Origin of the sequence: Accumulibacter sp. (assembly GCF_016789985.1) — a bacterium.
Taxonomy (GTDB): domain Bacteria; phylum Pseudomonadota; class Gammaproteobacteria; order Burkholderiales; family Rhodocyclaceae; genus Accumulibacter.
In genome coordinates, this window is sequence record NZ_JAEUOL010000264.1 from 1 (window position 1) to 11,502 (window position 11,502).

7 protein-coding genes, 2 pseudogenes and 1 other annotated feature are annotated in these 11,502 nt (G+C 63.6%); of the genes and pseudogenes, 1 reads left to right on the top strand and 8 read right to left on the bottom strand.

Going from position 1 to position 11,502, the window contains the following annotated elements; genetic code table 11:
* The first annotated feature begins 321 nt into the window (after positions 1-321).
* Positions 322-1,914, top strand: a complete 1,593-nt coding sequence (locus JNK99_RS14990; protein WP_291854454.1) for a diguanylate cyclase — start codon at positions 322-324, stop codon at positions 1,912-1,914.
* A gap of 87 nt (positions 1,915-2,001) precedes the next feature.
* Here the strand turns inward: JNK99_RS14990 and JNK99_RS14995 are convergent, their stop codons facing one another.
* The 8 genes and pseudogenes from JNK99_RS14995 to JNK99_RS15025 form a co-directional block, all read right to left on the bottom strand.
* Positions 2,002-2,202, bottom strand: coding sequence for a hypothetical protein (locus JNK99_RS14995; protein WP_291854456.1), 201 nt, complete (start codon positions 2,200-2,202; stop codon positions 2,002-2,004).
* 194 nt (positions 2,203-2,396) lie between these two features.
* Positions 2,397-3,321, bottom strand: a pseudogene (locus JNK99_RS15000) (hypothetical protein); the annotation flags it as partial.
* Positions 2,924-3,043: a sequence feature (AL1L pseudoknot), on the bottom strand. It overlaps the preceding pseudogene by 120 nt.
* A 54-nt stretch (positions 3,322-3,375) precedes the next feature.
* Positions 3,376-3,604, bottom strand: a pseudogene (locus JNK99_RS15005) (recombinase family protein); the annotation flags it as partial.
* Between the two features lie 82 nt (positions 3,605-3,686).
* Positions 3,687-4,277 (bottom strand): DUF2924 domain-containing protein, encoded by a 591-nt coding sequence (locus tag JNK99_RS17710; RefSeq protein WP_366518769.1) that lies wholly within the window; start codon positions 4,275-4,277, stop codon positions 3,687-3,689.
* 87 nt (positions 4,278-4,364) lie between these two features.
* Positions 4,365-7,274 (bottom strand): DUF3892 domain-containing protein, encoded by a 2,910-nt coding sequence (locus JNK99_RS15010; protein ID WP_291854458.1) that lies wholly within the window; start codon positions 7,272-7,274, stop codon positions 4,365-4,367.
* A 246-nt stretch (positions 7,275-7,520) separates the two neighbouring features.
* Positions 7,521-7,673, bottom strand: a complete 153-nt coding sequence (locus JNK99_RS15015; RefSeq protein ID WP_291854460.1) for a hypothetical protein — start codon at positions 7,671-7,673, stop codon at positions 7,521-7,523.
* Between the two features lie 108 nt (positions 7,674-7,781).
* The gene (locus tag JNK99_RS15020; protein WP_291854462.1) at positions 7,782-7,934 is read right to left on the bottom strand and encodes a hypothetical protein; all 153 of its coding nucleotides are present in this window, start codon (positions 7,932-7,934) and stop codon (positions 7,782-7,784) included.
* A gap of 168 nt (positions 7,935-8,102) precedes the next feature.
* Positions 8,103-11,441, bottom strand: a complete 3,339-nt coding sequence (locus tag JNK99_RS15025) for an SUMF1/EgtB/PvdO family nonheme iron enzyme (RefSeq protein WP_291854464.1) — start codon at positions 11,439-11,441, stop codon at positions 8,103-8,105.
* Positions 11,442-11,502 lie beyond the last annotated feature (61 nt).

Here is an 11,502-nt window from a genome sequence, read left to right on the forward strand (position 1 = left end):
GAACACGGGTTACCCACCGCGCCGCTCGCCTCCGGCCATAGAGGGGCCGGCGGCGGCACCGTGGATAACCCTGCCCTGGAGTACTATCCCGGCGCTTGATTCTCAAGCGCCAATCCGTCCACCGAAAGGGGGCAACTCCAATAACGAGAAAGGATGGCTGGCTGGTGATGCAACAGCAAGGTTTCCCGCCTTGGCAGACGCAACTGGCTATAATTTGGATCAAAGGTCGGGGGCAGAAACCACTGCAGAATTCCAAGACCCCTGTCTAAAGTTGTTGGGGCCGGTTGCCTTGGACCTTACCGATATGATGGCTCGAAACTCGTGAAAAGCCTTCGGTCATTCGGCTTTGCTACCCGCTGGCGAATCGGCACACTTCTTCTGTGGCTGGTTCTTGCCTGCCTCATGCCGGGGATACTGGGCGTCGTGGTCCTGTTCGCGCGGGAATACCGGAACGGACGTGCCCAACTCGAACGGGACTTGATGGCCACGGCACGTGCTATGGCCCAAGCCGTTGATAGCCAGTTGCTCAGGGCGCGGACCGTCGGGGAGGTACTGGCCACGTCGGGCGCCCTGAACCGGCAGGATCTGGAGGGCTTCCACCGACGGGCGCGAGAGGTCATCGCAACGACGAAAGTGGGCATGAACGTAGTGCTCAGCGATGAGAGCGGCCAGCAGATCGTCAATACGCTACGGGAATACGGCGAGCCCCTGCCGCGGCATGGCCATCCGGGGATACTCCGTCATGTCTTTGAGACCGCACAGCCGGTAGTCTCGGAAATCTACATCGGCGGAGTGCTCCGCAAGCCCGTGGTCAGCATCGACCTGCCGGTGATCTTCGACGCAAAGGTGGCCTATGTTCTAAGCGTTGGTTTGTCGCCGTATGACTTCAACGCCATTCTCGTCACACAAAACTTCCCAGCGGGTTGGGTTTCGGCAATCTTCGACCACACGGGCACCATAGCCGCGCGGACCCAGTCCCCTGAAGAATTCGTTGGCCAGAAGGGAACGGCCGAGTACATCCAGCGCATCAGCGAATCCACGGAGGGGGTCATGGAGACAGTCACGCGCGAGGGGATTCCGACGCTTTCGGCCTGGAGCCGCTCGTCGGTTACTGGCTGGAGCGTCGGTATCGGCATTCCACGACAATTGTTGGAACGGGGTCTGAGGCACACCATGACCTGGATAGCCTTGGGTCTGGCAACTTTGCTCGTCATCGGGCTGGGTTTGGCCTGGATGGCGGGGCGGATCATAGCCGCTTCAGTGCGTGCGCTGACCGAGCCGGCCATCGCCTTGGGAAAGGGGCAGTTGGTGCCCATTCCAGAGGTATCGATCCAGGAATCGGCCGAGGTCGCTAGTGCACTTCGTCAGACCGGAGAGCTGTTGGCGGAACGTTCTGCCGCCTTGGTGGCCGCCAATCGGGAACTGGAGCAGCTTGCGCGGCGGGATACGCTCACCGGTCTGCAAAACCGGAAGTCTGCCAATGAGAGGCTGCGCATGGAGTTCCTCCGCTTGAAGCGGTCGGGTCATCCCTATGCCGTTCTGTTCATGGATGTCGACTGGTTCAAGGAGGTCAACGACACCTTCGGCCACGAAGCCGGTGACCAGGTCCTGCGACACATGGCGACTGTCCTCACGAGTTCCTTGCGAGCGACGGACTTCGTTGCTCGTTACGGTGGGGAAGAGTTTTTGGCCCTCCTCTCGGAGACGACTCGCGAAGGCGCATTGCGGATCGCTGAGGTCGTTCGTCGCACAGTTGCCGACCAATCTTTCCCCGTGGTTGGGCAAGTCACGGTAAGTATTGGTGTCGCAATGGCCGGTAGCGAGGATGAGGATGAGGAAGGAGCGGTGCGCCGGGCTGATACGGCCCTTTATCAGGCCAAGGAAGATGGCCGCAACGCGGTCCGGTCCCGCTAGCCCAATAGCCGCATGGGCTATGCGCAACAAATGAATAACTCCACTCTCAAGAAACACACCGCAAGTGACTGGTTTTGAATGATGTTTTCAAGAGTGACATTCGGTAGCGACGAGTTCCATTCCCATTTTTTCAGCGCGCTGGGCGAGCTGGCGCAGGACGCGTTGGCGGTAGCGCTCCTCATGGTAGTCCTGTCCCTGGTCGGGGTATTCCTCGCCCTTGGTGAGCATGGTGTAGATCAGGCGCGCCAGTTTGTGAGCGGCGGCGGTCACCGCCTTGGGCTTGTCCATGTGCGACCATCCGCCTGAAGTAGGCGCCCAGTGCCGACTGGCTGGTGCGCAAGGCGGCCGCGGCAGGCCGCAGCGCCTGTGCCGCTCATCACCTTGCCGCCGGTGATCTTGAATCGCCCCGAGTTTCGTAGAGGTCCCGTGGTTTGAGTGCAGACGTGTTTGGCCTGAACAGTGAGTTGCAAAGGATACCGATCCTCCGCCTCGGCAGGCGGAATGTATCCGAGAGGCTCAAGCAGGCGCTGGGGGTTGAACCAGGTTCCCCATTCGAGGGTGGCCAGTTCCAGGGACTCCCCCATTTTCCGGGGGGGCCGGCGGTGGATCAGTTCGGCCTGGTCGAGACCGTTGATGGTTTCAGCCAGGGCGTTGTCGCAGGAATCCCCTGTGCTGCCAACGGAAGGCTCAATACCGGCCTCGGCCCGGCGCCCGGGGTAGCGGATGGAAACGTCTTGCGATCCGTGATCCGGAGGAGGGATCAGGCTGGCATCCCGCTCGGGCTGGCGGGCGTGGAGCGCTTGTTCCGGCGCATCAGCCGTTCGACGGGGCAGCGGGCGACCGGGATGCCTTCGCGCGGCCACTGCCGCCAGACCTTGTCGGCATCATGGACCTGAAAGTTGGCTTGCCAAACCCGTTGAAGGTGGGGGATCAGAAATTCATCTCGGCGCGCCCGGGCGCTGCGCCATGCGGGATCGCGTTGCCGGGCAGCAGGGCGCCCGTAGCCGGACGGGACAAGCTGCAACAATTTGCCGATCGGCTCGACCCCCCCCAACCGCTCGCGGTGTTGGTCAATGGACGACCTCACTTCTTCTTGAGGCGGTCGGGCTTCGCCGGTGCGAAAAACGCACTGGCCAATCGCAGAATCTCGTTGGCCTGGCGCAATTCCTTCACTGCTCGTTCCCGTGCCTTGAGGCGTTCCCGCTCGGCAGTTGTCACGCCGTCGCGCATGCCCGCATCGAGCTCCTGGCGTTTGACCCGGTTATGCCGCGTGGCGCCGGCACAGCCAGTCTTCGGTGCAATCGATTCGACCACCGCCCACAGCGAGGGGTCATCCTTGCCCGCCTCCTGACCCATGCGGACAGCACGTTCTTTGACTTCCGGTGAATATTGCTTCGGCTTGCTCATCGTGGCTCCATTTTCTCGGGTAATGGAGCCTTCTCAATTCACGGGGCGATTCACATAGCGCTCGAACACGTCGACCATCCTGGAGAAGTCCGAGAAACTGCGCGTCAGGCGGTCGATCTTGTAGACGACCACGATGTCAATCTGGCCACGCTCGATGTCGGTCATCAGACGCCGGAGCGCTGGCCGCTCATGTGACCACCAGAAAACGCCGGGTCGTCTAGTCATCGGTCACCGGAATCCAGCCCTCGGCACGCTGGTTGGCGATATAGGCCTGGCCGGTATCGCTGGGGGGTGACGGCTGATATCGTGACTGCTGCGCTGACCCTGACCTGGTTCCGGAAGCGGCCGGCGCCGGGACTGTTGTATCACTCTGACCTGGGCAGCCGGTATGCGAGCCACATTGTCGAGCAGGGTGACCAGTGGGTGCCGGTGATTGCACGGGCTGCTGCCGACGGTCTCTTGTAGTGCTGACCATCGCGTTCGTACAAACCGTCCGACGTGACAATGACGCGGTACGCGCGGTCGTCCCGTTCGCGAATCAGGACCGATCCGGGCATCAGGCGCACCTCGGGGTCGCGCCCAATCCTGATCCTGGAGTGCTGCTCGCCGCAGTCGACCAGATGCACCTTGACCTCCTTCGGCAGGCCGCCGTAGGCAACCTCCTGCAGCCGATAGACGAGGCAGCCTTCGAGGTGGTGAGGTAACGTGCCTCGGCCGGCTGGCAGACTGGAATGTGTCCAGAGCCGCCCTGCACCGTCCCGGCACGCAAGCGTCGGCTTTTCAGGGAGGAGGAGACGGTCGGCAGGATTGATAGACGGTCCGGTCGTCGGCCCGGGCCGACCATGAGCTTCAGTTCCGCCGAAGTCCGCAATGCATTGGTTACCTGCCCACGGTAGAAAACCTTCCTGAGCCGCAGTCTTTGATTCCGACGAATGCGTGCTGTCCGCCCAGAACAGAGGGTCAGGTTGTCAATGACATCGGACAGCCGAAGATTGACAACAGCCAGTCGATTCAAGCTGAGTACGATTCTGGCGTCCTTACTGTTACGGGCAGGAGGGCAAACTCAGCAGATTGTTTGGTTTGTCTCCATCGGCTACGGTCCGCAGAAATCGCTTGCCACGCAAGGTTTGATCCACCATTACCTCCACACGATCCCCGGTGGGCTCCTCGACATAAAAACTTTGGCCGCGCTCGATCTCCTCCAGCGCCTGGCGCACCGTTAGATACCAACGCCTTCCCGAGGGCATCAAGCCACCCACGCCCGCCAGACCAGCGAGCACTCCGCGCGGCGGGCGGCGCACGCATTGAATGCGTTGCCCATGCCAATGAATTTTGCATGCCACGGTGTCGGCGATGCCCACGCCGCGCGCCAGCAACGTGGCGCGGAATTCATAGTGGCCGTTGTGGGTGCCGTGGTCTGTGCGGTCGGTAGGTCCCCTCCAAAACACCACGTGCCGCTGCAATGAATTACTGTGTAGCGGTACACCGCTCACCGGACCATTGATGGTGCCGGGGAGCGGCAGACTAGCACCGTGTACCAGTTCCCACGGCCCGCCGTCCAGCCGCACAGTAAGTGTAAGCTGCGCTGGAATGGCCTGAAACGAAGGTCCCGTCAGCGTGGGCACCGCGCCGTAGACAATTTCGACGCGCGGCGGGAATAGATCCCAATCACGTGCGACCAGATCTACAAAATGGATGGGCGAGGTCGCCGGCGCCTTCCAGATGCGCAGGCGTGCCCGAAACGCGCCACTGGCGCCGATCAACTGCGGGTCAGGTTGATTGACGCGCAAATACAGGCGACGGCGACCGCTTGCCGGTTGATCTCGCTGCAGGTACTGCCAGCGACGCGTGCCCGTGCCCTGCCCTACCATGAACCAACCGTTAAGCCTTGCCGCCAACGCGTACTGGCGTGCATTGGGGTCCATGCCGGTGTGCACTGGCCACTCCGGGTCAAGCGGCGCAGGCCAGCTCAAACCCGCCACGCCGATGCTTGCTTGCGGCGCACCGAAGATGCTCACCGTGCCGCTGCCATCCAGGCTAAAGCTGTCGCCATACTCGATGTCGATGCCGGTGTCCACCTCTTTCACCGTGGGTGGCACGGTAATGTTTCTCTCCAGCGTGGGTGGCAACGTAGTGTCGGGCGCCACCTCGAGGTCAGGTGCGACCACCGGTGCGCGCGCTGGAGCACTGGCTCCGGGCGGGTACAGTTCGCTCTGGCGGTCGCGCGACAGGGGCTTGCGCCAGTTGTTGAAGTCAGTCGGCGGGGCGGGGAACGGCGCGTAGGTATTGGCGCCGCGTCGCTGTCGATGCCACCACGCCAGGGCCAGGGCGCCCATGTAGTCGATGGCCGGCGCAGGCAACTCTGCCAGCGTGGTGCCGCCGCCGACGCCATCGTGGGCGACGACGCCCAGAGGCAAATCGCTGTGATGCACGCTGGCGAGTTTCACGCGTGCCGTGTCCAGACGATCGGCAAGTTCTTCTTCGTAGCGACCATCACCCGCCAACAGGCAAGCCACAGCGAGCGAAAACAACGGCGTGTTTTGTGTGGCTTGCGCGCGGCGCGCGTCAAACCAAATAAAGTAGCGATCACGAATCAGGGGGCTCCGGTCCAGACCGAACAGGCTCTGAAAGGGAACAAAGTTGGTCACCGGATATTCGACCGGGGAACTGTGGATCAGATCACAATACAGTTCGTAGCGAAAGGATGCGGGGTGCTGGTGCAGGAAGAATGAGAGCGCCGGGTCGCCACGCCCTTCTTCCTGATAGGGATCGAAGAGTTCGCTGCGGCTGCAGATGGCGAGCATCTGGCCCAGGTGGGCACCAAACAGCGGATGCGCCATGGCGAGGCCCATGTGCGGGCGAACCACCGTAGCAGTCAACATGGCACCCACCAAAGGCACCGTAGCCAGCAGCGGCGCTGCCCAGCCCAGCGGCAATCCGGCAATCGCGCCCGCGGTGAGCGCCGGTTCCAGTTGCGGCGCGTAACCCGCCGCACGCATGGCGCCCAACCAGTCGGTGGCGGCGGCAAAGCGTGCGCCCAGTACGCTGTCAAAGGCCTCTTGCAGGGCCAGCTCCGCCCCGACCAGTGATTCACCATGGCCGCGCGGCACGAGACCGCCTCGCGGGCGCACCAGCAAATACCCGTGGGCGGATAAATAGGAAGCCATGGGACGCAACAGCGCGGCGGCGCGTGCGCGCAGGCCCGGGTCAGCAGTAATCGTGGCGATGGCCCAGAGCACGGTCACCATGCCAAAAAACTCGTCTTGCGACACTTCCCACTGACGACATTGGCGCTTGAAATCGTATTGGTCTTGCCGTTCGCGTTCGAGCGAGGCCTGATCGTTACGCAGCATCAGCTGCGACATCAGCGCCGGTGAGCGGCGGTGGTGCTGGCGGAAGTCCGAGGGGGGATTGGCATAACCGTAGCCATTACCATCGGGCAAAAACTCGGTGCTGCGATTTTTGGTGTCCTGGTCGAACCAGATGTGCTTGCCGATGGGGCTAAAGGCGGGATCCCAGCGTATGGGGTAGCCGGCAAACGCCCCGCCAAAGCGAAACATCCCCGCCAACGACTGCAGCACTGAATCGAGCACCACTGTAGCCTGAGCATGCCCCAGGCGCTGCTCCACCGCCAGCGCCACAACCATGGGCGCAAAGTGTAGCCACGGATTCTCTTCGTAGATGTCTTCATCAGTCCAGCGTGCCGCTTCGCGCTCAGCGGGGGTGAGCGCTGCAAAGTGCGCGCGTGGCCGTTCCAACAAGGCAGCTTTCTCGTGCTCGCTCAGCAGCTTGAATTGTACGGAGCGCGGATCGGGCGATACCGTGAAGTCATGCCCGTCGAGCCGGATCACCGCACCACCGGTGTACATATAGACGCGCCGTTGCAGCGCGTGGACAAAGCGGCGCTCCAATAGTGCTGCGCGCAGGTTTTGATAGAGATCCTGGTGGCTCATGTGCGTCGGTACCCGTCGATCAAGATGGGCGCAATGCCAGGATGGGCGTAGTAGCCCATACCCGCGGGTTTGCGCGTTTGCCAGCAGAAGTCTGTTTGACACACAGCGCCTGTGCGCCTCGTATCATGCGTGTGAAGCATTCGCGTCTTCGTTTCACTCATCGCTTCTTGCTCCTGATCGAGTCCGTAAACTGCGGCAAATCGGGTGACTGGTCAATCACCGCTTCGGTCCGGCAAAATGATGTTGTCAAAGCGTTGATCGACCGAAGGAGAGAAGCGATGGCTGATGGAGAGGGTGGTCGAGCGAGCCGACGCGCAGCGACAACGGAAAGACCTGCACCTGATTCTCCTCGCGGGTCAGCAGGTGGACTTCCTCCAGCCAGGAGACGGCGGTGTGCACGCGCGTGTCGTTGGTGGCGCTGTCGCGCTCGACATCGGCTTCTTCGTCCTCGGAGAGGATTTCGCCGCGCGCTGGTCGTGGAACAGGTCGAAACAGGTCGAGCGTGAGTTAATACTTGACCAGGTGGTGGTAGGGGTGGCGCGGGAAGGCGAGCGGATTGAGCCACAGGGTGTCGATCACCGGCAGGGCAAGCAGCCGCAGCCGTGGAGCGACCGCGGCCAAGTGTGGCCGGTCGAAGTGGATGAAGTTGTGGCCGAGCACGAAGCGCCAAGTGATGCCGTTGTCGCCGCGTACCGCCGCAAGCTGGCGGATGTGGCGGCTTTTCAGCGAGGTCGGGCATCGGGAATCATACCTGCTGACGGCCAGCGCATTGCCGTCAGCAGGGCGCGAGAAGCCCTGGCGCGGCCAGGGGGTTACTGTATTCGGGAGCTACAGCAAACCGGGTTCGATCTTGGTTCGGGATGCCGGGGGCGGCGCTTCGGTCGCCGGCAGACAGACCAGGCGCAAACCCACGTCATAGGTGCGGGTGCTTGGGACGAGATGGCCGCGGACGATACAGCGTGCGAAGTCGCGGGCAAGATTCCAGGAGCCGCCGCGCACGACACGCCGGGCATCGCCCGCTGTCACCGCGTTGCGGGGCCTGTCATACTCATTGAGGCACCATTCGCCAACATTGCCGGCGAGGTCGAGTACGCCGTGGGCCGACTTGTCAACCGGATACGCTCCGACCGCCGTCGTTCGACTCAGCCGATTTTCGCTCGTGTTCGAGCAGGCTTCGACCCATTGGCCGCCCCACGGATACTCGTTGCCTGCTCGGCCACCGGTCGCGGCCTGCTGCCACTCCCATTCAGTCGGCAGCCGCACCTCGTAACCCAATCGCGCGCTCGCCCAGCGGCAGTAAGCGACCGCGTCGTACCATGAGACGTTTTCGGCCGGGCAATTGGCGATCTGCCGGTACTGCTCGCCCGGATCTCGTTCATGGTGGAGTCCCCGCCACCAGCGCTTCTGGTTGCCGTAGCCTCCAGGGTCGTCGACAAAGGCCTGGTACTGCCGCCAAGTCAGTGGATACCTGGCGATGAAGAAGCGCGCGACCGGGAACTCTCCGGCATGGTTCTTCAGTCTCACCGTGCCCGTCGGGATCTCGCACCAGTCGAGATCGGGATCGCCATTGGGACGCAGCCCGATTCCCCGCCGCGGATCGCCGATGATCGCCAGCCGGTCACCGATCTCGGCACGCCGGTAGTGCGTCGTCACCGGGCGCATGATCTCCTCCAGCAGACGATCGGCCTCGGGGCGCAGGAATGACTTCGCCGGTTCCGGCAGCTCGTCGCGCTCCATCCTCAGCCGCGATAGCGCTTCATAAACCGGTGACAGACGCTCGTGCTGCCAGCGGTGGCTCGCTCTGCCGCCACTGCGCTGCCACTCGTCTGCCGCCGCCTCAGCCTGCCGCAGTGTCCGGATGTCGCCGGCCCGCTCGACGATCCAGTCGTGCAGCCGCGGCCACTCGCGGAACAGTGCTTCGTGCGCGACTTCGACCACTGCCTCTTCCGTCGCGCGCTGGTTGCTGACCAGGAGTCGCGCGTCGACGAAGCCGTCGATCAACTCGTCGGTTTCGCGTGACGACGCCAACTGCCAGCGCGGCACCCGCCGGCGAGTGGCGATGCCGCGCTCGTCGGCGTCAACGAGATCGCCGAACACCTTGTGCAGCAAACCCTGTGAAGCCGGCGGCAGGCCGCTGAAGGTCTTTTCGGCGCGCCGGCTGATCGCCCCCCTGACGCCGCCAAAGCCGTCGTAGGCGGCATGTGTCAGACAGCCGGACTCGGTGCGCGCCGCGTAAAGTTCGTGCAGGGCAAAGGCGAGCAACGCCAGTGCGCCGCAATCGCTGCCGGTGTCTTCGAGGATGCGTGCCGCCAGACCTTCTTCAAGTTCGAGACCGGCACGTGCCGCCGGGCCGGTGATCATCTGAAACAGTGCAGCGAGACCGGGCGCGGCCACCGGTGCAGGCGCCGCCCGCAGGATCTCCGGTAGGCGCGGCCAAGCGAGCCAGCGGTGGTAAAAGTCCCCGCGCATGGTGACTACGACGCGCAAGCGCGGGCTGCCGGCGGCGATCGCCAGCAGTTCGATGAAAGCGGCCTGCCGGCTCTCGGCAACGACGTTGAACAGCTCTTCGAACTGGTCGATAAAGATCAGCATTTCCGCCCAGGCCGGTAGTGCGGCGAGTGCCGCACCGGCCTGGGCGATGATGCTGCCCGGATTGTCGGCGAGCAGCGTGGCGAGCTGGCGTGGCGCAATCTCCTCCGGCAGCAGTGGCGCGAATCTGGCGGCCAGTGCGAGGAAGGGGTCATCGCCCAGTTCGCCGGGTGTGAAACGCAGCCCGACCCATTGTTTGCGGTGCCCCGTGCCGGCTGGCAGGACCTGCGGCAACAGCCAGTCCTTGGCTCCCTCGACGCCGTTGGCGCGTAGCCGTGGCAGGAGCCCGGCGGCAACCAGCGACGATTTTCCCGAACCCGAAGCGCCGACCACGGCGAGGAAGCGACAGCCGACGGCGAGGCGGCGGACGAGTTCGTCGGTCTCGCGAGCGCGGCCGAAAAAGATCGGCGCATCGTCGGGAGTGAAGGCGCGCAAGCCCGGGAAGGGTGAGCCGTTCCACGCTGGCGCGGACGGCAGCATGGCCGGAGCCGGGGCCGCCCGGACTGTCTCGGCCGCCCGGGCGGCTGCCGCCGAACGGCGTTGCAACAGGCGCGCGATGACCGCGCGCAGGTGCAGGTCAAGATCGCGACCAAATGCTTCCGGCGCTGGATACTCGTTACAGCCGGCGCGGATCGAACCGTCCGGGTTGCGGAAGGTCGCGAAGAAGGCGCCAACCGTCCGCCATTGAAGTGTATTCTCCTCGAACTGGTCGTCATCGGGGTCGAGCAGGCATCTTTCGGTGCGGCGGTAAACCAGGATTTCCGGTCGCCCGCAGCTTTGTGCAGCCGCGAGCGCGTCGAGGTATTCCCATTCCGTCCCGGAGAGGTAGGCGCTGCCGTCGGCCTTGTGGTACTCGTCTACCGGCAACGGCGTTCCCATTTTTGACCAGACGATCACGATGACGATGTCGCACGCGGAAGGCTTGGGTAGCCCGGCGGCGATCGCTGCCTGCGGCGTCATCGTCGCCAGCATCGGTGTCCCGGCTCCGCTCTTGTCCCAGGCAACCGTCTCGATTGTCACCCGACCGCGCAGCAGCGGGTCGTAGGGGAGTTGCTCGAGGACCTGCAGCGCCAGTCCGCGTTCCTGGCTGACGTCACCCGGTGAAGCGAGAAAAACGCGCAAGGGCAGTGGGCCAGCCTCAGCCGCAACCCTGCTGTCGACACGGCCCGCTGCCGCAGCGGGCCGATCGAGGATCGCCGCAAGCGCATCGATCCGTGGTTGCAGATCGGCTGCCACCCGCTCGCGCGCGAACTGCAGCAACTGCCACAGAGACTGTCTGCCGGGTTCGATCTCGCCGGACTCGGCGAGTACGCTGATCAGCCGCAGGACGAAAGGCTCGGCCTCTCCATTCCATGCGAATTGCCGCAGCACCGGGCAAGCGTCGCCAAGCGCCTGGTCGAGCAGCGCTCTTCGCCCGCTCTCGCGCACGAAGAGAGGCGAGAGCAAGGACATCAGTTCGAGCTGGGTGGCGTTGTCGAGAACGGGCATCGGTACAGGGGGATACGTCGTGTCTCGTGCAGGGGGAGCGCTGCCCGACGAGTGTCGGGAAAACGCATCAGTATACCCTCGCTGTGCCATTCCCACAATTTCCGCCTTACCACCTATCATGTTTCGGCCCCCTGAAAGAACTTGGGAAGAG

What these genes read in the sequence shown, in the direction of transcription:
- JNK99_RS14995 (WP_291854456.1), bottom strand. Translation starts at nt 2,202, where the DNA reads ATGGACAAGCCCAAGGCGGTGACCGCCGCCGCTCACAAACTGGCGCGC.
- JNK99_RS15010 (WP_291854458.1), bottom strand. Translation starts at nt 7,274, where the DNA reads ATGAGCCACCAGGATCTCTATCAAAACCTGCGCGCAGCACTATTGGAG.
- JNK99_RS15025 (WP_291854464.1), bottom strand. Translation starts at nt 11,441, where the DNA reads ATGGCACAGCGAGGGTATACTGATGCGTTTTCCCGACACTCGTCGGGC.